Below are 19,002 nucleotides of genomic sequence, written 5' to 3' on the forward strand. Positions count from 1 at the left end.
CCTCAAACCTCGCGCCGGCGCGCCAGCGGCGGGTTGCGCTCGAAATAGGCCACGATGCCGCGCAGCATGGCGTCGGCCATGTGGTTCTGAAAGCGCGGGTCGCGCAGGCGGCGTTCTTCTTCTGGGTTGCTGATGAAGGTGGTTTCGATCAGCAGGCTGGGGATGTCGGGCGCGCGCAGCACGGCAAAGCCGGCTTGTTCGACGCGCGGCTTGTGCAGGCGGCCCACGCGGCCAATCTCGCGCAGCATCACGTCGCCCACGCGCAGGCTGTCGTTGATCTGCGCTGTGGTGCTCATGTCGAGCAGGGTGCGTTGCAGCACGCCTTCTTGCTCGCGCAAGTTGACTCCGCCCACTTGGTCGGCCGCATTTTCGCGGTTGGCCATCCACTGGGCGGCGGCACTGGTGGCGCCGCGCTCGCTTAGGGCAAACACGCTGGAGCCGCGCGGACGTGGTGTGAAAAACGCATCCGCGTGCACGCTCACAAACAAATCGGCCTGCACCCGGCGCGCTTTTTGCACCCGCACCCGCAGCGGCACGAAGTAGTCGCCGTTGCGCGTCATGAAGGCGCGCAGGGTATAGCCGTTGACCTGGGTGCGGTTGACGCGATCGCGCAGTTTGCGGGCTATCGACAGCACCACGTCCTTTTCTTGGGTGCCGCCGGGACCGATGGCGCCCGGGTCTTCGCCGCCGTGGCCGGCGTCGATGGCGATCACGAGCAAGCGATCGCTGCGCCCGCCGGTGCTGCCGTGGGGGGCGCGTGGCCGTGCAGTGGTCGGGGCCGCTGCGCTCGCGGGCACGGGCTGAACGGCTGGGGTGCTCGCCGGCCTCTGGGTCAAGACCGGGGCAACTGTGGGCGCAGCCGGTGGGGCCGGGCGAGGGGGGGCGGTGGCGGTGGCAGCGTTTGCTGTAGGAGGGGGCGGCAGCCGGATGGTCCCCAAGCCCGCCGTGGCTTGGCTGGCCTCGGCGGGCAAGCGGGCTATCAGTTCGCCCAGCGGGTCGGCCGCTCGGGCAGGGGCTGGCGCAGGGGGGGCGATAGCGCCTGCGCTGCCCGTGTTGGCCGGTGCCGGGGGTGGAGCCGGGTTGGGTGCCGCGTCGAGCTCGCGCAGCCGGTGCGCGATCAGCTCATCCAAGGGGTCGCGCGCCTGTGCGGGGTATAGGTCGAGAACGAGGCGGTGCTGGAAGGCCGCCACCGGGCTGAGCTGGAACACCTGCGGGTTGATCGGGCGCTTCAGGTCCACCACCAGCCGCACCACCCGGTCGGCGTGTTGCCCGACGCGAATCGCGGCCACGTTGGGGTCGTCGGGGCGCACCTTGCCCGACAACTGCTGCAACATCGGCGCCAGCTCGATCCCCTCTAGGTCCAGCGCCACCCGGGGCGGGTCGTTCAGGAAATGGGGTGTGGCTTGCAGGGCCGCGTCAGACTCGATGGTGATGCGGGTGTAGTCGGGCGCAGGCCACAAGCGCACCGCCACGATGCCGGCACCCCAGGCCAGTTGGTGCGGGCCGAGCGTGAGCACGAGGCTCGAACCCAGCCACTGCAGGGCGTGGCGGCGCCTCATGCCTGCAAAGCCTCCAGCAGGCGCAAGCCCAAGGCGCTGTGCGCACACAGCCGCAGCCGGCGTTGTTCGTCGGCCAAGGTTTCGAGGTGCAGGTCGAGGTCGGGCATGGGCAGCAATCCGGCGGCTTTTTCGGGCCACTCCACCAACTTGAGGCCGGGTTGCGAAAAAAGTTCACGCAGTCCCGCATCTTCCCACTCTTGAGGGTTGATAAATCGATAAAAATCCGCGTGCACGGCATCAATTTCAGTGCCCCGGCGGGGGCCTGCATCGAGGCAGTAGGTCTCGACGATGGCGTAGCTCGGGCTTTTGATGCGGCCCGTCACGCCCAAGGCGCGCAGCAAATGGCGCACCATGGTGGTTTTGCCGCTGCCCAAATCGCCGCGCCAGTGCAAGTGGGCGTGGTCGATCTGGGGGCAGTCGGCCAGCCGGGCGGCGAGCGCTGCAGTGGCGCTTTCGTCGGCCAGCAGCAGGGTCGTACAAGCCAGCGGCTGCGCGGCGGCGGCTGCGCTTCCTACAATCGGTGGGGTATGTTCGATGCGGCTCAATTCGTTACACAGGTTCAAGGCTGGGGCCGGGAATTGGGATTCTCGCAAATCGGCGTGGCCGGTGTCGATTTGCGCCACGCCGAAGCGGGGCTGTTGCAGTGGCTGCAGGCCGGATTTCACGGCCAGATGCACTACATGGCCGCGCACGGCCTCAAGCGCGCCCGCCCGGCCGAGCTGGTGCCCGGCACCCTGAGCGTGATCACCGCTCGCATGGATTATCTGCCTGCCAGCCGCAGCCCCGACTGGCGCGAGCAAGAATGGCAGGCCTTGCAGCAGCCCCTGCAAGCCAACGTGGCCTTGTACGCCCGGGGGCGCGACTACCACAAGGTGCTGCGCCAGCGGCTGCGGCGGCTGGCCGAGCGCATCGAGCAAGCTTTGCTGGCGCAGGCCGCGGCCCAAGCGCAGAGCCATCAGGCTGCGTCGGTGGCCGCTGCGCTCACGGCAGCGCACCTAGGCGCCCACACCGCCTCACCCGCCACCTCACCCGCTGCCTCGCACCCCCCCCTGCAGTGGCGCGCATTTACCGACTCGGCCCCGGTGCTGGAGGTCGAGCTGGCGCAGCGCAGCGGCCTCGGCTGGCGCGGCAAGCACACGCTGGCCTTGAGCCGCGAGGCCGGTTCGATGTTTTTTTTGGGCGAGATTTTTCTCAATTTCGAGCTGCCCCCCACGGCGCCGACCAGCGCCCACTGCGGCCAATGCCAAGCCTGCCTCGATGTGTGCCCAACGCAGGCCATCGTGGCCCCCTACCGGCTCGATGCGCGCCGCTGCATCGCCTACCTGACTATCGAGCACGCCGGGCCGATTGCCACCGAGCTGCGGCCCCTGATCGGCAACCGCATCTACGGCTGTGACGACTGCCAATTGATCTGCCCATGGAACAAGTACGCCCAGCGCGCCCGCGTGCCCGATTTCGAGCCGCGCGCCGCCTTGCAGGCGCCCGAGCTGCTGCGTGTTTGGGCCTGGAGCCGGGCCGAGTTCGAGCGCCACACCGAGGGCAGCCCGATCCGGCGCATCGGCCACGAGCGCTGGCTGCGCAACGTGGCGGTGGCCTTGGGCAATGCGCTGGCCAGCGAGGGCCTAGGGCCACAGCAGGCGGCAGCCATCAAGGCGGCATTAACTGGACGGACCGAAGACCCCAGCCCGCTGGTGCGCGAGCACGTGCGCTGGGCGCTGGCGCAACACCCTGCAGACCTTGGGGCGCCGCAGCCATAAGCCCGTGCAGCCCATGCGCCTGCTGGCGGAAGCGGTGAGATTCGAACTCACGAACGGGGTTACCCGTTGCCGGTTTTCAAGACCGGTGCAATCGACCACTCTGCCACGCTTCCCCTAACCCTGCACAAGAGCGCCGATTGTAAGCTGCAAGGGGAGCCGCAGGAGGTGCCAGTAGGGGGGGGCTGGCAGGGATTGGTCTGTCAGGGATTTTCTGACTGCATCTCCAGCCATTTTCTGACTCATGACATTGCGTGGGCGGCCTACAGTCAAAACCAAGCAGGGCGCACGGTGCACCCGCAAATGCTGGAGGTCATGACATGGTGATGATCAGCGACGCCACAGGCGTCAGAGCCGATGCGCTGCAACGGCCACGGCGGTTTCCGGTGCATACCGAAGCGTCGGTCCAGCGAACCGAACATTGGCCGTTCACGGTGCGTTTGGCCAGCGGTGAGCAGGATATGGCCAAGGTGTTGGAGATTCGACACAGCGCCTACGCCCGCCATTTGCCAGAGGCCTTGAGCGCTTCGCTGCGCCAACCCGAGGCGATGGACCGCGCAGAAGGGGTGGTCATGCTGCTGGCCGAATCCAAGCTCGACGGCTCGCCCATGGGAACCATGCGCATTCAGACCAACCGGGCGCAGGCGCTGGCACTGGAGCAATCGGTGCAATTGCCGCAATGGATGCAGGGCTTGCCGCTGGCCGAAGCCACGCGCCTAGGGGTGAGCATAGAGGGTTCGGCGCGCTTGGTCAAGGTGGCCCTGTTCAAGGCCTATTACCTGTATTGTTTGCAAGCCGGCATCCGCTACATGGTCATCACCGCCCGATCACCGTTGGACCGTCAGTACGAACGCATGCTGTTCCAAGACGTGTATCCGCATCTGGGCTACATTCCGCTCTCGCATGTGTTCAATTTGCCGCACCGGGTTTTGAATTTGGATGTGCAAAACGTGCGTGAACAGTGGGAGGAGGTGGGACATCCGATGCTGGATTTTATGTGCCACACAAGGCATCCTGATCTGCAACTCTGAAGTTGCAAGATGTTTTCAGGTGCGCGGTGTGGGTGAGGCATGCGGTGGGTCAGCTCCCAGCACCAAATCGACGTGCTCAAGCTCATCCGGCCTGAGGGTGCTGAGGTAGGCCATGAGCTGTGCATCGGCTATGAAATCGGCGCCGCTTTGGGCCCGCAAAATCGCATCGGGGGGCTGCGGCCGGGCCACCACGAACCCCTGCACGTAGTCGACCCCAATTTCGGCCAGCGTTTCCACCGTTGCAAAATCCTCGGCCCACTCGGCGATGGTTTTCATGCCTAGGTTTTGTGCCAAGCTGACGATCGCCTCGACGATGGCTATGTTGGCCGGGTGCTGGTTCATGTTGACGATAAAGCTGCCGTCAATCTTGAGTAAATCGGCTGGCAATTCCTTGAGATAGGAAAACGACGTGTAGCCGGCGCCAAAGTCGTCCAGCGCCACTTTGGCGCCCACGGCACGCACCCGGTCGATGAATCGGCGCGTGTTTTCCATGTCGTGCAAGGCCACGCTCTCGGTGATTTCGAGGCAAATTCTCGGCGCCACACTGCGGTGGCGTTCGAGCATGATGAACACATCGTCTATGAAGCGTTCGTCGTTGAGCGAGGCACCACTCAAATTCAAGCAGACAAAGCGGTTGAGCGACAGCTGTTCCTGATGCTGCTCCAGCCAGTTCAGGGTCTTGGATAAAACCCAGCGATCAATCATGCCCATGCGGCCAGCAATTTCGGCGGCATGAATCAGGCGCGAAGTGGGGATGGGCGCTCCATGGGCGTCTTGCATGCGCAGCAAGACCTCAAAGTTGAATGATTCGTAAGGGCTGCGCAGCGACATAATGGGCTGCATTTCCAGAAACAGTCCGTCTATGGATGTCTGACTGGCCAGCTGCTCGACCAAGAGCAGTTCGGTCTCGTGGTCTGTAAAAACGTTGGAGTGGCGGTCGAACACCACCAGCGCGTTGCCCTGGCCTTTTTTTGCCATGCGGCAGGCATGATCAGAGGTCGAGACCACATCTTTGGCCAGGCTTCCCGCTGCCACTTCAATCAAACCGATCGAGCTGCGCACCTGAAAGGCGCGTTCACCAACCTGGCAGGCGCTGCCGCCAATCTGCTGCAGGATTTCCCGGCACGTGGCTTCGGCAACTGCCAGCGGGGTATTGGGCATCACAAACAGAAACTCATCTCCGCCTACGCGGCCAAGGTGCATGTGTGGCCCCAGAGGAATTTGGGCGCGCTGGCAAACGGTCTGCAGCACCGAATCGCCAGCCGCGTGACCGTAGAGGTCGTTGATGAGCTTGAATCGGTCCAGATCGAGGTAGGCGACAGCCAATGGCTTGCCGCGCCCAATGTCGGCGATGCTGGAATTGAGTACCTGCTCGATGCCGTGCCGGTTCAGCACCTTGGTTAAGGTGTCGTGATGGGCCAGGAACTTCAGGTTTTCGGTGGCCAGGGACTTTTCAGTGATGTCTTGGAAAGTGCCTTCGATTTTGTCGCCCGCGCGGGTGGCGCGCACCTGGAAGCGCCGTGGCGCTTGATCGGGGTGCTGGATCAGCACCTCGAGTTCGGCGGTCGAGCGGGTTTGGGTTTGCTCGAGCATGGCTTGCCAGTGCGCTGAACCAAAGCGTTGCGGCCAGGTTTGTTCGCGCAATGCCGGTTCGCTCGTATCGAGCATGTGCAGCAAGGCCGGATTGGCGCTGCTCAGGCTTCCATCCAAATCAAGGGTGAACAGACCGATGGGTATCACTTCATAGGTGTGTTGCAGCTCGGCCTGCGCAGCCAATTTTTGTAGATGGGCTTGCCGCATCTGTTCCGCAATGGCCAGCGAGGCGAGCAAGCTGGATGCCAAGGCGGCGGTGAGGCTGTTGAAGCTGCCGATCCAGCCCTTGAGGCCTAATGCGGCAGCGGCTACTTCATAAAGGCTTGCAAAAAGGGCGATGCCAATTGATGCTGCGTACCACAAGGCCACTCGAGATTGGGTGCGAAGCAATATTCGGGTGAGCATGAATAGCAAAATAGCCACGCCCAAACCAGTAAAGACCCAGATTAATGGTAAAAAATTTGCATAGGGTAGGGTGAGCGCCAGCAGCAGCAAGGGTGGACAGGACCATTTTGCGGCATTGATCAATATTTTATAACCAACTCCACTGAGTTCTTCCTTAAATAGAGAAGTAAACAAGGTAAAAGTTACCATGTAATACAAAGCCAGCGTCAACGGCCGCATGGTTTGCTGCCATTCAAACGGAATGGTTTGCCCCAGCCACTGCTGATCCCAGCCCATTGAGAGCGCGGCCATGCGCAGGTTCACCACCAACCAGGCAGCAAACAGGATGTAGGTGCGGTTGCGGTTGATGAAGCCGGCAATCAGGGTAAAGAGCGCCAGCACCAGAATGCCGCCATCGAGCAGGCCCGAGCCGCGGTGGAATTGCAATTCGCGCGAGGACAGTTCGGCCGCATCCCACTGCAGGGCACTGATGCGCCCCGGGCCCACCAGCACGGTGCGGCACAGCAGGGCTGGTGCCCCGCTGGGGTCAATGGCAAAGCCGGCGCGAACCGGCAGGATCGATCCTTGCGGCGGCGTGGTGCGCGAAGCAGCGCCTAGGCTTTGCAGAGTATTGGCATTCCAGCAACTCAGGCTATAGGCATGGCGCGAGGGGAATTCAATCCGGATGGGCTGCGTTGCAGGCAAGGGCTGCAGCAACAGCCAAAAGGGCGATTCCTGCAAATCGGTGTCTTGCTGTGGAATGGGGGCCGGCGAAGTTTGCCTCAGTTGCTGCAGCGCATGGGAGGCTTGCCAATTTCCTTGCGCATCTTGCAGCACCTGAAAATTCAAGGCCTTGCCTTGAGCGGCCGTGTAGGGGCTGTGCCAGTTCCAGAGCGCCCACAGGGTCAGCAGGCCGAACAATACCGGAAGCCAAAAAACCGAAAGCCCCAGCAGCAAACGGTCCAAGCCCTGATTGAGGCGAGGCAGCCGAAGCGACGATGGGAGCGAAAGTGGAGGCATAAACTGGGTTGGACCCGGTGTGATGTTTGCTCCCTTTCGACACAGGCCGGATTATGCGTCCAAAATCACCCAATTGGGCACCCGCACCCGCACCCGCACCCGCACCCGCACCCGCACCCGCACCCGCACTTGTGCCACACTCTGGCGCTTATGGAAAAACCCGAACTGGCGCGCCATGCGCTGGCCAGCTACGACCGGCTGCTGCAACTCGACCCCGGGTTGCGGCCGCGGCCGGGGCAGCGCCTGATGGCGGAACAAGTGGCGCAAACCTTTAGCTTGGCCGATCTGGGCCAGTCGGCGGCTGCACCGACGCTGCCCGGGGTCAAACCAGCGCGTGCCGTGGCGGTCATCCAGGCCGGTACTGGGGTCGGAAAATCATTGGCCTACTGTGCGCCGGCCCTTGCCATGGCGCTGGAGCGCAACACGCGCTTGCTCATCAGCACCGCCACCGTGGCCCTGCAGGAGCAACTGGTGCACAAGGATTTGCCCGCGCTGGCGGCGCAGTCGGAGCAACCGTTTCGGTTTGCCTTGGCCAAGGGGCGTGGGCGCTACGTGTGCAAGCTCAAGCTGGAGCGTCAGTTGTCCCGCTTGGGCGGGGCGCGCACCAGTGACGGCGGCGCCGAGGAGGATTCGCACGAAGACGATTGGTTTCTCGAGGGCCAGCCGACGCCGCAGGGCCCATCCGACGACTTGGCCGTTTTGTCGGCCCTGCAAGCCGAATTGGCCAGCGGTCGCTGGGGGGGCGATTTGGACACCTTGAGCCAGGCCCCGGATGGCCGCGTGTGGCAGTCGGTGGCGGTGCAGGCCAGTTCGTGTGCGGCGCGCCATTGTCCCGTTTACCACCAGTGCAGCTATTTTCAGCAGCGCAAGGAGCTGGTGGGGGCGCAGGTGATCGTGGTCAACCACGATTTGTTGCTCAGCACCTTGGGCTCGCGCACCTTGCCCGAGCTCGACAACTGCCTGCTGGTGATTGACGAGGCGCACCACCTGCCAGCCGTCGCATTGGAGCAGTTTGCCAGCCGCATGGACTTGAGCCGTTTGGGCTGGATCGAGCGGCTGGCTCAGCGCGCCCTGCGCACGGGTGCCGCGCTGGGGCTGGACGAGTTGGCCGCCGTGCCCGGACATGCGGCGGCGCTGCGCTCGGCGATGCAAGAGCTGGCGCGTTTGGTGGTGCTCGAATTTGGTGCCGAACTGGGCGGCGCGCCGCATTCACAAGGCGCCCAAGCCAGCCTGGGTGGCCGCCAGACCGCAGTCGCAGCCTTGGGGGCGGCAGCCACGGGTTTTGCGCCCGAGCGCGTGGCCCGCCTTGGTGCAGGCCTAACGCCACCCGCGCTGCTGGAACCCCTGAACGCTTTGCTGCGCAGCGCGGGTGCATTTATCGATTTGTTGCGGCTGCTGGCCAAGGCCTTGCGCGCCGAAATGCGCGATCAGCCCCAGCAGTCGCGCCAACTGGCCACCCAGTACGCCCAGTTGGGCAGCTTGACGCCGCGCCTTGAGGCCGCGCACGAGACCGCGCGCCTGCTGTTGCAACAACCCACCGAGGGCACCGAGCCGGTGGCCAAGTGGTTCGGCTGGCAGTCGGCGGGGGCGGATGCGGCGCTGATGGCGCACGCCAGCCCCACTTTGCCTGGCAGCACCCTGCGCCAGCACCTGTGGGGCTCGGTGCGGGCGGCGGTGCTGACCTCGGCCACCTTGAGCAGCGCGGGCCGTTTTGATTATTTTTTGCGCGAATCCGGCCTCGATCAAGACCCCGACGTTTGTGCCCTTGAGGTGCCCAGCCCCTTTGATTTCAGCCGCCAAGGGCGCATCGTGCTGGCCAGCACACACGCCGACCCCAAAGACGCCGGCGCCTTCAATGCCGAGCTGGTGCGCAGCCTGTTGCAGGATTTGGCCGACGTGCGGCATGGGGCGCTGGTGCTGTTCACCTCGCGCCTGCAGATGCGGCTGGCTTGCGAGGCGCTGCCGCCTACCCTGCGCGAGCGCGTGCTGGTGCAAAGCGAGCGGCCGCGTCAGCGCCTGCTGCGCCTGCACGCCGAGCGGGTGGCGGCCGGGCAGCCCTCAATCATTTTTGGGATGCAGTCCTTTGGCGAAGGGCTGGATTTGGCGGGCCAACTGTGCGAAGACCTGTTTATTACCAAGTTGCCCTTTGCCCCGCCCGATGACCCAGTGGGTCAGGCGCGCGCCGAGTGGCTGCGCGCTGCCGGGCGCGATCCGTTTCAGGAACTGGTGCTGCCCGCCGCCGCGATCCGGCTGGCGCAGTGGGTGGGGCGCGCCATTCGCACCGAAGACGACCAGGCGCAGGTCTATTGCTACGACCGTCGCCTGCACCAGAGCCGTTTTGGCCAGCAGATGCTGGCCGGGCTACCGCCTTTCGAGCGCGTGCTGCGCCCGCTGCCGCCTGCACCAGCCCCGCATTAAGCAAGGCTGGCGCGGACCGGGCAAGCCGTCCGGGGTTTCAGGCCCCAGCAGGAGGAAACTTTTTGTACCAAGCCCCATAGGCCCAGCAAGCGGCGCAAAACGAGAATGCCCACTCAAGTGTGGCAAAAACCACCAGCATGGCAGCCGGCACCATCCACAGGTTGCTGCCCGAGAGGAACAGCGCCAGCGACACGCTGCTGGCAATGAACAACACCTTGTTGGCAAACATTTTGGCGCCGGCGTCTTCGAGCTTGCCGGCGCAATTCAGGCGCAGCATCAGCCCTTTCCAGACGTAGTGCGACGGGCAGCGGTGGTGACCGACGAAGCCGCGCACCAGCCCCAGCGCGACCAACAGGGCCATCAGCCACGGTTGATTGAGCGCCAGCGCCAGCGCGGCGACGGCGGCAGTGATGAAAGCTTCGAGCCGGATCACGTTGGACCAGACTTGGGGAACGTCGAAACGCAGCATGAGAAACTCCAAAAAAAACGGGTAGGGGTATTGTAGCGGGTTCTTCGGGAGTTTGCACGGAACTTGAATGCGCCAACGATGCGGGCCAAGCCGAGTGGCAGGCGGCGCCCTCTGCGGCCCTACAATCCGTGGCAAACGGAGTGCAGCTATGAGCATCAAAAGCGACAAATGGATCCGCCGCATGGCCGAGCAGCACGGCATGATCGAGCCCTTCGAGCCGGGGCAGGTGCGCCAGGCGGACGGACAAAAAATCATCAGCTACGGCACCAGCAGCTACGGCTACGACATCCGCTGCGCGGGCGAGTTTAAGGTTTTCACCAACATCCACAGCACGGTGGTGGACCCAAAAAACTTCGACGCCAAGAGTTTTGTGGACTTTGATGGCCCGCACTGCATCATCCCGCCCAACAGCTTTGCGCTGGCGCGCACGGTGGAGTATTTCCGCATACCGCGCAATGTGCTCACCATCTGCCTGGGCAAAAGCACCTACGCGCGCTGCGGCATCATCGTCAACGTCACGCCCTTCGAGCCCGAGTGGGAGGGCTATGTGACGCTGGAGTTTAGCAACACCACGCCGCTGCCGGCCAAGATCTATGCCGGCGAGGGCTGCGCCCAGGTGCTGTTTTTCGAGAGCGACGAGGTGTGCGAGGTCTCTTACAAAGACCGGGGCGGCAAATACCAAGGCCAGCATGGGGTGACGCTGCCGCGCGCCTAGGCGGGTACCTCCATCAACGCGGGCCAACTGAGTCAAGCTGCCATGTCCGATCTCGATTTGTTCAGCTTTGGCCCGCAGCCCAGCGGCGAGCCCGAGCGCTCCTACCCGCGCCGCGACCGCATCATCGATGGGCGGCCGCTGCGCCAAACTTGGGACTTGCTCGATGCGCCCCTGCAGGGCGCGCGCACCTTCAGCACCGGCCTGTGGCGCAGCGAGGTGGGCGAGTGGGCGATTGCCTTTGGCCCGACCGAGCGCGAGGTGTTTACCGTGCTGGAGGGGCGCTGCCGCATCCGGCGCGACGACGGCAGCCACGAAGAAGCCGGCCCCGGCCAGACGCTGCACATCCCGCCCGGCTTCACTGGCTCGTTTCAGGTGCTCGAGCCGGTGCTAAAGGTTTATGTGATCGTGGAGTAGGGTGGCTCCACTAGGGGCAGCCGCACGCAGGCGCGCAGCCCAAGGGCGTGGCCGCGCTCGTCGAGCCGATTCTGCAATGTGATCTGACCGCCCAGCGTTTGCACGATGCCGTGGCATATGGCCAGCCCTAGGCCCGATCCATGCGGCGCGTGGGCGGCGCTGTGGAAGGGCTGAAAGGGGTTGTCGAGCAGATCCTGCGGCAGGCCACCGCCGCTGTCTTCGATGGTGAGCTGGCCCCACCCAGTGCCGGGCTGGGTTTGCAGTTCGATGCGCAGCGCGCCGCCCGCCGCCGAGTGGCGAATGGCGTTGTGCAGCAGGTTGCGCGCCAGCTCTTTGAGCGACCATTCGTGCGCCCGCACGCGCATGGTTGCGGCTGCGGGGTCGAGCAGCCATTCGAAGTCGAGCTGCTTGTCGGCCACCAGCGCGGCCACATCCAGCGCCACCGTGCGCAAGGCCTCGGCCCAGACGACCACCGGCACGTCGGACTGAATGCGCAATTGCTCAATTTTGGCCAGCGCCAGCATCTGGTTGGCCAGCTCGGTGGCGCCATCGACGGTCTGCATCATTTCGCGCAGCGCCAACTGGGTGTCGACGTCGCCGCGCAGGGCCGATTGCAGTTGGGTGCGCAACACCGCCAGCGGTGTTTTGATCTGGTGCGAGGTGTCGCGTATGAAGCGCTTTTGGTGCTGCAACAGCTCACTCAAACGGGCCATGTGTTGGTTGGTGGCTTGCACCAAGGGCAGCAGCTCGGTTGGGGCGGCGGTGCTGTCGAGCGGGCTGAGGTCGTTTTCCGGGCGTTCGGCCAAGGCGGCGCTGAGGCGGCGCACCGGCAAGGTGGCGCGCTGCACCGCCACGTACACCACCAGGCCGATCAGGGCAATCAAGAGGCTCTGGCGCCACACCGTATCGAGCAAGATCTGGCGCGCCAGAGTTTGACGCAGTTCCAGCGTTTCGGCCACCTGGATGGTGGCCATGCCGAGCCCATGCACGCCGGCCACGGGTTGCAGCAACACCGCCACGCGCACTGGCACGCCTTGGAAGTGGTCGTCGTAGAAGTGCACCAGCGCGGCGTACAGGGTGCGCTGGGGCAGCGTGCCATCCCATGGCGGCAGGTCGGCAAAGCCCGACACCAGTTCGCCCGAGAAGCCGGTGACGCGGTAGTACAAGCGGCTGCGGTTGTCGGCCTCGAAGGCTTCCAGCGCGGCGTAGGTGAGGGAGCCCAGCAGCCGGTGGCCAAGTGTGGCATCGGGCACCACCTCGAGTTGCTCGCCAATGGCTTTGGCGCTGGCCAGCAGGGTGCGGTCGTAGGCGGTGTCGGCCGCACTCAGGGCCTGCTGGTAGAGCACATAGGTGTTGAGCACCAGAAAAGCCAGCACCGGCAGCAAAATGCCCAGCAGCAACTGGTTGCGCAGCGAGCGTGGGGGCAATAGGTTCATGCCGGAGCCTTGAGCAAATAGCCCAAGCCGCGCAAGGTCACGAGCTCGACGCCGAGGTGGGCGATTTTCTTGCGCAGCCTGTACACCACCACCTCGACCGCATCGGGCTGGATCTCGTCGGCGTGGGGAAACACCCGCTCCAGCAATTGCTCCTTGGCGATGGCCCGCCCCGGGCGCTCCAGCAGGGCGCGCAGCAGCGCCGCTTCGCGCGGTGCCAGATCGAGCGCCTGGCCCTCGAAATACACCGCGCCACTGTCGGGGTCGGCGCGCAGGCCGCCAAACGCGGGCAGTGTGCCAACGCCGGCTGCGCTGCCGGGCTTGGTGGCGGAACTGCTCTGGCTGCGCCGGTGCAGGGCGCGCACGCGGGCCTCAAGTTCGTCGAGGTCAAAGGGCTTGGGCAGGTAGTCGTCGGCGCCGGTTTTGAGGCCGAGCACGCGGTCGCCCACGGTGCCGCGGGCGGTGAGGATGATGACCGGGGCGGCAAAGCCAGCTTGCCGCGCCTTTTGCAGCACCTGCAAACCGTCCAGCCCGGGCAGGGTCAGGTCGAGCAGCACCACGTCGGGGGCATTGGCGGCCCATGCATCAAGGGCTTGGCGGCCGTCGCCGCACAAGGCCACTTCGATGCCGCGCCGCTGCAAGGAGCGCTGCAAGCTGGCCTGCATGGCGGGGTTGTCTTCGATCAGCAGCAGCTTCATGGTGTCGGGGGAATTATCGTTCGATCGCATGCCTGCAGGGGCGTGCAGGGGCTTGCACAGGCCGCAGCATGAGGGTAAACACCGATCTGGCTGACAGCGCTTTGACAGCCTGGTGGCGCACCATGGCGTCATTCCAAAACCAACCGGAGACATGCCATGCGACGCGACACCTTTCTCAAATCCCTCACAGCACTGGCGGCGGTCAGCGCCACCGGCTTGCCCCTCACAGCATCGGCACAGTCAGCGCTGCGCCTGATGATTCCGGCCAACCCCGGCGGTGGCTGGGACCTGACCGGACGCGCCCTTGGCCAAGCCCTGCAAGATGCGGGGCAGGCACAGTCGGTCACCTTTGAAAACCGCGGTGGGGCTGCGGGCACGATCGGGCTGGCGCAGTTTTACAACGCGCGCCGCGCCGACCCCGACGCCCTGATGGTGATGGGGGCGGTGATGCTGGGGGGCATCATCACCGGCCGGCCGCCGGTGAGCATCACCCAAATCACCCCGATCGCGCGCCTGACGACCGAGTTCAACGTGTTCGTGCTGCCCGCCGATTCGCCGCTGCGCACCATGCGCGATGTGGTCGAGCAGTTGCGGCGCGACCCGGGCAGCGTCAAATGGGGCGGCGGTTCGCGCGGGGCCACCGAACACGTGGCGGCGGCCCTGATTGCCCGCGCCGCGGGCGTCGATGCCGGGCGCATCAACTACGTGCCGTTTCGCGGCGGTGGCGAGGCGGTTGCGGCCATTCTGGGCGGCAACGTGACGGTCGGCGGCAGCGGCCTGAGCGAATTTTTGCCCCACATTCAGTCCGGGCGCATGCGCGCCATCGCCGTCACCTCCGAGCAGCGCCTGCCTGGGCACAACATCCCGACCCTGCGTGAGCAGGGCATCGACGTGGTGATCGGCAACTGGCGCGGCGTCTATGGCGCGGCGGGCATCACCCCTGCGCAACGCGCCGCCCTGACCGTGCGGGTGCAGCGCGCCACCGAAAGCCAGACCTGGCGCACGGCCTTGCAAACCAATGGCTGGACACCGGCGTTCTTGTCCGGGCCGGCTTTTGACCAGTTCGTCGAGCGCGATTTTGCCCGCCTGCGCGCCGTCATGGCGATGTCGGGCATGATCTGAACCGCGTTCACGGATCCAAGCCATGACGCAAGCCTCCGAATCGCCGCAGCTGCCACAACCCGCGCACTCCGCGCATTCCTCGCACTCGGTCGCGCTGCAGGTGCTGCTGGCGCTGGGGGTGTTGGCGGTGGCGGCGCTGCTGGCTTACGGCGCAACGCAGATTCCCTCCGAGGCCGGGTATGCGGGCATCGGGCCCAACTTTTTGCCTTGGGTGGTGGCGGCGGCCCTGCTGGTGTGTGGGGGCTTGCTGTTGCGCCAGGCCCTCACGGGTGGCTTCCAAGACCTCGACGAGGCCTCGGGGGCGCCGCGCGCCGACTGGCATGCTTGGGCCTGGGTTTCGGCCGGGGTGCTGGCCAACGCGGCGCTGATCGAGCACATCGGTTTCGTGCTTAGTTGCGCCCTGTGCTTCATGCTGGCCGTGCGCGGCTTGCGCATTGCCGAAGGCAAGCCCACTGGCGGTCTGATGGGGCTGCTGCGCGACGCAGCCATCGGCCTGCTGCTGGCGGCCCCGGTGTACTGGCTGTTTGCCCAACTGCTGGCGGTCAACCTGCCCGGCCTGACCGATACCGGTTGGATCTGAGCCTACCTTTGGGCCGCGCCTAGCGGCATTCGCGATGGAAACTTTTGACCTCTTGATGAGCGGTTTTGCCACCGCCGCGACCCCGTCCAACCTGATGTGGGCCTTTTTGGGCTGCGCGCTGGGCACGGCGATCGGGGTGTTGCCGGGTTTGGGGCCGGCCGTGACGGTGGCCATGCTGCTGCCCATCACGGCCCAGGTGGAACCCACCGGCTCGCTGATTTTTTTCGTCGGCATTTACCTTGGGGCCATGTACGGCGGCTCGACCACCTCCATTTTGCTCAACACCCCGGGCGAGACCGGCACCATGGTGACGGCGCTGGAGGGCTTCAAGATGGCCAAGAGCGGGCGCGCTGGAGCCGCCTTGGCCACAGCGGCGATCGGCTCCTTCGTGGCCGGCACCATAGCCATCGTGTTGCTGACCCTGTTTGCGCCCGCAGTCGCTAATTGGGCGGTAGAGCTCGGGCCGCCCGAGTACTTCGCCCTCATGCTGCTGGCTTTTGTCACCGTCAGCACGGTGTTGGGCAAAAGCGCGCTGCGCGGCCTCACCGCCCTATTTCTCGGGCTGGCGCTGGGGCTGGTGGGGATGGACCAGATCACCGGTCAGGTGCGCTACACCGGTGGCGTGCTCGAGTTCATGGACGGCATTGAGGTGGTGCTGGTGGCGGTGGGCCTGTTTGCAGTGGCCGAGGCGATCTACAACGCCATGTACGAGGGCCGCAGCACCAGCACCATGAACCGCCTGACCCGGGTGCGCATGACCGGTAGCGAGTGGCGCCGCTCGTGGCCGGCGTGGTTGCGCGGGGCGGGCATGGGCTTTCCGTTTGGCACCATTCCGGCCGGCGGCACCGAGATTCCCACCTTCTTGAGCTACGCCACCGAGCGCAAGCTGATAGCACCGCAGCACCGGGCCGAGTTTGGCAGCACCGGCGCGATCGAGGGCGTGGCGGGCCCGGAGGCCGCCAACAACGCCGCCGCCACCGGCACCCTGGTGCCCTTGCTGGCCTTGGGGATACCGACTTCGGTCACGACTGCGGTTCTGCTGACGGCGCTGCAAAACTACGGGCTCAATCCGGGGCCGCAGTTGTTCCAGACCTCGGAGGCGCTGGTGTGGGCGCTGATCGCCTCGCTCTACATTGGCAACGTGATGCTGCTGCTGCTCAACCTGCCCCTGATCCGGCTCTGGGTCAAGCTGCTGCTGGTGCCCAAACCGATGCTGTACGCGGGCATCATGGTGTTTGCCACGGTCGGGGTGTACGGCATGCGCCAGAGCGCTTTTGATCTGTTCCTGATGTTTGCCGTGGGCATGCTGGGGGTGCTGATGCGGCGCTTCGATTTCCCGATTGCGCCGGTGATCGTGGGCCTGATTTTGGGCCCGCTGGCCGAGGCGCAGTTGCGCAACGCGCTCTCGATTGGCGAGGGCAACTGGTCGGTCTTCATCGAACGCCCGCTCTCGCTGGCGTTGCTGCTGGTGGTGCTGCTGGTGTTGATCACGCCGCGTTGGTTGGCGTGGCGGCGGCGCGCCTGAGCCAGCCCCGGTGCCCGCCGGTGCCTGCGCTCTTCAGCGCGGCCAAAGCCGGCGCAGGCTGCCCGGCGGCAGCAGCACCGCCGCAATCGCGACCATGACGCAGATCACCGCCACGCCGTCTTGCCAGCGCGGCCATTCGTCCATGATCAGGGTGGCGCTGGCGGTGCCGATCAGGGGCACCATCATCACGCTCATGGCGCTGGTGGCGGGTGGCAGATGCCGCGCCAGCGAAAACCAGATGATCTGCGCAAAGCCGTAGTTGAACACCACGCCGTAGGCCAGGCTGATCCACATCGGCACGCTAAAGTGGAACTGCGGCCACGGCTCGCTCATGGCCGCCAGCACCCACATGCAGACGCTGGTGAGCGCCATCATCCACACCGTGAGCGCCTCCACCGGCAGCGTCAGGTGGGCGCGGCGCATCATCAGGGTGCCGATGGCCCAGCACATGGCCGCACCCAGCATCACGGCCACGCCAAAGGGGCTGCCGGCCAGGTTGCCCCATTCGTCGGCCAACAGCAACGCAACCGCCAGCAGCACCGCCAGCGCGGCGGCTACGCTGCGCCGGGTCAGGTGCTGGCGAAAGAACAGCGCGCCCAGCAGCACCGTCCAGACCGGCATGGTAAAGCCCAGAATGGCGGCGCGCCCGCTGGCCAGCGCCTGCACGCCAAAAATCGAGAGCGTGTGCCAGCCCAGCAGATTGGGCAAGCCCAGCACGACCACGCTGCGCCACTCGCTGCCCTGCGGCAGCATGCGCACCCCGCGCATATAAAAAAACACCGCCAGCCAGAGCGTGCCGCCGGTCATGGTGAAGGCGCGAAAGTACAGCGGCGTGAGCTCTTGCAGCGAGAGCTTCATCATGGGCCAGTTGACGCCCCACATGAGTGTGAGCGCAACCAAGCCGACCAGTTGCTGGCGGTTGAGCATGGGGGCGTGTTTAGGGCAGGGGATTCAACCGAGATTGCCCATTAGGGTTTGGCGGGCAGGCGGATGCAGGGGCGAGGTAGTTTTGTCCTGACAGAGGCGTCCATAGCTGGTGCTATGGACAACGATGAAGGGCAAAACTGGCCGCCCATGCGCCGCTTGCACCCAAACAGCACCGGTAGGTGCGCCTAATGGGCAATCTCGGTTCATACCGCGACCGGCGCCTTGATGGCCGGGTGGTGCTGGTAGTCGAGCAGTTCGAAGTCGGCCAGTTCGTAGTCGAAAATCGAAGCCGGGTGGCGCGCCAGCCGCAGCAGCGGGTAGGGGTAGGGCGCGCGGCTCAGTTGCAACTGCACCTGCTCGAGGTGGTTGTCGTAGATGTGGCAGTCGCCGCCGCACCAGATGAATTCGCCCGGCTCGTAGCCGCACTGCTGCGCCAGCATGTGCGTGAGCAGGGCGTAGCTGGCGATGTTGAAGGGCACGCCCAAGAACAAATCGGCGCTGCGCTGGTAGAGCTGGCAGCTCAGGCGCGGGCGCGGCTGCTGCGCCGTGGCCGGGCTCACGTAGAACTGAAACAGCACATGGCAGGGCATGAGCGCCATCTGCGGCAGGTCGGCCACGTTCCAAGCGCTCACCAGGTGGCGGCGGCTGTCGGGGTTGAGCTTGAGCTGCTGCACCAGTTCGCTGATCTGGTCGATCTGGCCGCCGCCGGGGGTGGGCCAGCTGCGCCACTGCACGCCATAGACGGGCCCCAGATCGCCGTCGGGGCCGGCCCATTCGTCCCAGATGCTGCAGCCGCGTTCTTGCAGCCACTGCACATTGCGCCCGCCCTGCAAAAACCACAGCAGCTCGACGATTACGGCTTTCAGGAACACCTTTTTGGTGGTCACCAGGGGCAGGCCTTCGCTCAGGTCGAAGCGCAACTGGTGCCCAAACACGCTGCGCGTGCCGGTGCCGGTGCGGTCGCCCTTGGCCACGCCGTGGGTGTAGACGTGGCGCAGCAGGTCTTCGTACTGGGTGCGGATGGGGCGCGGGCTCATGGGGGTGGATTATCTATCGGGCAAGGCAGCGGGCTTGGGCTTGGACTCGGCCTCGGCCTCGGCCTCGGCCTCGGCCTCGGCCTCGGCCGCCCGGCCGCCGGTCGCGCAGGCGGCACACAGGCAGGCTTTGCCGCGCAAAGGCTCGGGCACCCGCGCCAGCGCTTGCGCGCTGATGCGCACGCTGGCGCACCAGCAATCGACCGCGAAGCTGCCCTCGGCCGCTACCGCGCAGCGGTTGGGTGCCCCGCACAGGGGGCAGGCGTGATTGGGTAGCGGTTCCATAAGGGGGTTGGCGTGGGTTGGTTTGGGGCCCGTCAAGGCCG

General features: G+C 65.4%; 17 protein-coding genes and 1 tRNA gene. 8 read left to right on the top strand and 10 right to left on the bottom strand.

Translation table 11 applies throughout. From position 1 onward, the window contains the following. Nucleotides 1-2 precede the first annotated feature (2 nt). Together SRAH_RS01535 and tsaE are read right to left on the bottom strand one after the other, a co-directional pair. Nucleotides 3-1,559 (bottom strand): N-acetylmuramoyl-L-alanine amidase, encoded by a 1,557-nt coding sequence (locus SRAH_RS01535; RefSeq protein ID WP_029461596.1) that lies wholly within the window; start codon nt 1,557-1,559, stop codon nt 3-5. After that, on the bottom strand, nt 1,556-2,122 hold the full coding sequence (tsaE, locus tag SRAH_RS12525) for a tRNA (adenosine(37)-N6)-threonylcarbamoyltransferase complex ATPase subunit type 1 TsaE (protein ID WP_232840959.1): 567 nt from the start codon (nt 2,120-2,122) through the stop codon (nt 1,556-1,558). The genes SRAH_RS01535 and tsaE overlap by 4 nt, the downstream gene beginning before the upstream one ends. On the opposite strand from tsaE, the gene queG reads away from it, so the two are divergent. Beyond that, the gene (queG, locus tag SRAH_RS01545; RefSeq protein WP_045475792.1) at nt 2,087-3,316 is read left to right on the top strand and encodes a tRNA epoxyqueuosine(34) reductase QueG; all 1,230 of its coding nucleotides are present in this window, start codon (nt 2,087-2,089) and stop codon (nt 3,314-3,316) included. The two genes, tsaE and queG, sit on opposite strands and share 36 nt — an antisense overlap. Before the next feature lie 23 nt (nt 3,317-3,339). On the opposite strand, the gene SRAH_RS01550 is transcribed toward queG, so the two are convergent. Further along, nucleotides 3,340-3,429 (bottom strand) — tRNA-Ser (locus SRAH_RS01550). 204 nt (nt 3,430-3,633) lie between these two features. Between SRAH_RS01550 and SRAH_RS01555 the strand changes: the two genes are divergently transcribed. Further along, nucleotides 3,634-4,344, top strand: coding sequence for an N-acyl amino acid synthase FeeM domain-containing protein (locus SRAH_RS01555; protein WP_052369039.1), 711 nt, complete (start codon nt 3,634-3,636; stop codon nt 4,342-4,344). Nucleotides 4,345-4,359: 15 nt separating this feature from the next. Here SRAH_RS01555 and SRAH_RS01560 read toward each other — a convergent pair whose 3' ends face one another. Beyond that, nucleotides 4,360-7,341 carry an EAL domain-containing protein gene (locus tag SRAH_RS01560; protein WP_082210006.1) on the bottom strand — a complete coding sequence of 994 codons (2,982 nt, stop codon included), beginning with the start codon at nt 7,339-7,341 and terminating at the stop codon, nt 4,360-4,362. Nucleotides 7,342-7,491: 150 nt separating this feature from the next. Between SRAH_RS01560 and dinG the strand changes: the two genes are divergently transcribed. Further along, nucleotides 7,492-9,759: an ATP-dependent DNA helicase DinG gene (gene dinG, locus SRAH_RS01570; protein ID WP_045475794.1), complete on the top strand. Its 2,268-nt coding sequence runs from the start codon at nt 7,492-7,494 to the stop codon at nt 9,757-9,759. 37 nt (nt 9,760-9,796) lie between these two features. Here the strand turns inward: dinG and SRAH_RS01575 are convergent, their stop codons facing one another. After that, nucleotides 9,797-10,228, bottom strand: a complete 432-nt coding sequence (locus SRAH_RS01575) for a DUF4395 family protein (RefSeq protein ID WP_029461602.1) — start codon at nt 10,226-10,228, stop codon at nt 9,797-9,799. A 148-nt stretch (nt 10,229-10,376) separates the two neighbouring features. Between SRAH_RS01575 and dcd the strand changes: the two genes are divergently transcribed. After that, complete coding sequence (gene dcd, locus SRAH_RS01580) at nt 10,377-10,943, top strand: dCTP deaminase (protein WP_029461603.1); 567 nt, start codon at nt 10,377-10,379, stop codon at nt 10,941-10,943. Nucleotides 10,944-10,985: 42 nt separating this feature from the next. Continuing rightward, nucleotides 10,986-11,357 (top strand): cupin domain-containing protein, encoded by a 372-nt coding sequence (locus SRAH_RS01585; RefSeq protein WP_029461604.1) that lies wholly within the window; start codon nt 10,986-10,988, stop codon nt 11,355-11,357. Here SRAH_RS01585 and SRAH_RS01590 read toward each other — a convergent pair. Further along, nucleotides 11,339-12,793 carry a sensor histidine kinase gene (locus tag SRAH_RS01590; RefSeq protein ID WP_029461605.1) on the bottom strand — a complete coding sequence of 485 codons (1,455 nt, stop codon included), beginning with the start codon at nt 12,791-12,793 and terminating at the stop codon, nt 11,339-11,341. The genes SRAH_RS01585 and SRAH_RS01590 overlap by 19 nt on opposite strands. After that, complete coding sequence (locus tag SRAH_RS01595; RefSeq protein ID WP_029461606.1) at nt 12,790-13,488, bottom strand: response regulator transcription factor; 699 nt, start codon at nt 13,486-13,488, stop codon at nt 12,790-12,792. Before SRAH_RS01595 ends, SRAH_RS01590 begins: the two co-directional genes overlap by 4 nt. Before the next feature lie 156 nt (nt 13,489-13,644). On the opposite strand from SRAH_RS01595, the gene SRAH_RS01600 reads away from it, so the two are divergent. The 3 genes from SRAH_RS01600 to SRAH_RS01610 are packed head-to-tail and all read left to right on the top strand — an operon-like array spanning nt 13,645 to nt 16,715. Continuing rightward, nucleotides 13,645-14,610 carry a Bug family tripartite tricarboxylate transporter substrate binding protein gene (locus tag SRAH_RS01600; protein WP_029461607.1) on the top strand — a complete coding sequence of 322 codons (966 nt, stop codon included), beginning with the start codon at nt 13,645-13,647 and terminating at the stop codon, nt 14,608-14,610. A gap of 22 nt (nt 14,611-14,632) precedes the next feature. Further along, on the top strand, nt 14,633-15,190 hold the full coding sequence (locus SRAH_RS01605) for a tripartite tricarboxylate transporter TctB family protein (RefSeq protein WP_082210007.1): 558 nt from the start codon (nt 14,633-14,635) through the stop codon (nt 15,188-15,190). 34 nt (nt 15,191-15,224) lie between these two features. Continuing rightward, on the top strand, nt 15,225-16,715 hold the full coding sequence (locus SRAH_RS01610; RefSeq protein ID WP_029461609.1) for a tripartite tricarboxylate transporter permease: 1,491 nt from the start codon (nt 15,225-15,227) through the stop codon (nt 16,713-16,715). Nucleotides 16,716-16,748: 33 nt separating this feature from the next. Here the strand turns inward: SRAH_RS01610 and SRAH_RS01615 are convergent, their stop codons facing one another. The 3 genes from SRAH_RS01615 to SRAH_RS01625 form a co-directional block, all read right to left on the bottom strand. Further along, nucleotides 16,749-17,642, bottom strand: a complete 894-nt coding sequence (locus SRAH_RS01615; RefSeq protein ID WP_029461610.1) for a DMT family transporter — start codon at nt 17,640-17,642, stop codon at nt 16,749-16,751. A 203-nt stretch (nt 17,643-17,845) separates the two neighbouring features. Continuing rightward, entirely contained in the window at nt 17,846-18,679 is an 834-nt protein-coding gene (locus SRAH_RS01620; protein ID WP_029461611.1) for a thymidylate synthase, read from the bottom strand. A 9-nt stretch (nt 18,680-18,688) separates the two neighbouring features. Then, the gene (locus SRAH_RS01625; protein ID WP_076606954.1) at nt 18,689-18,961 is read right to left on the bottom strand and encodes a cysteine-rich CWC family protein; all 273 of its coding nucleotides are present in this window, start codon (nt 18,959-18,961) and stop codon (nt 18,689-18,691) included. Between the last annotated feature and the right edge of the window lie 41 nt (nt 18,962-19,002).

It is taken from the genome of Serpentinimonas barnesii (genome assembly GCF_000696225.1).
GTDB lineage: Bacteria > Pseudomonadota > Gammaproteobacteria > Burkholderiales > Burkholderiaceae_C > Serpentinimonas > Serpentinimonas barnesii.

Coding starts and splice junctions, on each gene's coding strand:
- SRAH_RS01620 (WP_029461611.1), bottom strand. CDS start 18,679: ATGAGCCCGCGCCCCATCCGCACCCAGTACGAAGACCTGCTGCGCCAC.
- SRAH_RS01615 (WP_029461610.1), bottom strand. CDS start 17,642: ATGCTCAACCGCCAGCAACTGGTCGGCTTGGTTGCGCTCACACTCATG.
- SRAH_RS01625 (WP_076606954.1), bottom strand. CDS start 18,961: ATGGAACCGCTACCCAATCACGCCTGCCCCCTGTGCGGGGCACCCAAC.
- SRAH_RS01535 (WP_029461596.1), bottom strand. CDS start 1,559: ATGAGGCGCCGCCACGCCCTGCAGTGGCTGGGTTCGAGCCTCGTGCTC.
- dinG (WP_045475794.1), top strand. CDS start 7,492: ATGGAAAAACCCGAACTGGCGCGCCATGCGCTGGCCAGCTACGACCGG.
- SRAH_RS01610 (WP_029461609.1), top strand. CDS start 15,225: ATGGAAACTTTTGACCTCTTGATGAGCGGTTTTGCCACCGCCGCGACC.
- SRAH_RS01585 (WP_029461604.1), top strand. CDS start 10,986: ATGTCCGATCTCGATTTGTTCAGCTTTGGCCCGCAGCCCAGCGGCGAG.
- SRAH_RS01590 (WP_029461605.1), bottom strand. CDS start 12,793: ATGAACCTATTGCCCCCACGCTCGCTGCGCAACCAGTTGCTGCTGGGC.
- SRAH_RS01605 (WP_082210007.1), top strand. CDS start 14,633: ATGACGCAAGCCTCCGAATCGCCGCAGCTGCCACAACCCGCGCACTCC.
- SRAH_RS01600 (WP_029461607.1), top strand. CDS start 13,645: ATGCGACGCGACACCTTTCTCAAATCCCTCACAGCACTGGCGGCGGTC.
- SRAH_RS01555 (WP_052369039.1), top strand. CDS start 3,634: ATGGTGATGATCAGCGACGCCACAGGCGTCAGAGCCGATGCGCTGCAA.
- SRAH_RS01595 (WP_029461606.1), bottom strand. CDS start 13,488: ATGAAGCTGCTGCTGATCGAAGACAACCCCGCCATGCAGGCCAGCTTG.
- SRAH_RS01560 (WP_082210006.1), bottom strand. CDS start 7,341: ATGCCTCCACTTTCGCTCCCATCGTCGCTTCGGCTGCCTCGCCTCAAT.
- queG (WP_045475792.1), top strand. CDS start 2,087: ATGTTCGATGCGGCTCAATTCGTTACACAGGTTCAAGGCTGGGGCCGG.
- SRAH_RS01575 (WP_029461602.1), bottom strand. CDS start 10,228: ATGCTGCGTTTCGACGTTCCCCAAGTCTGGTCCAACGTGATCCGGCTC.
- dcd (WP_029461603.1), top strand. CDS start 10,377: ATGAGCATCAAAAGCGACAAATGGATCCGCCGCATGGCCGAGCAGCAC.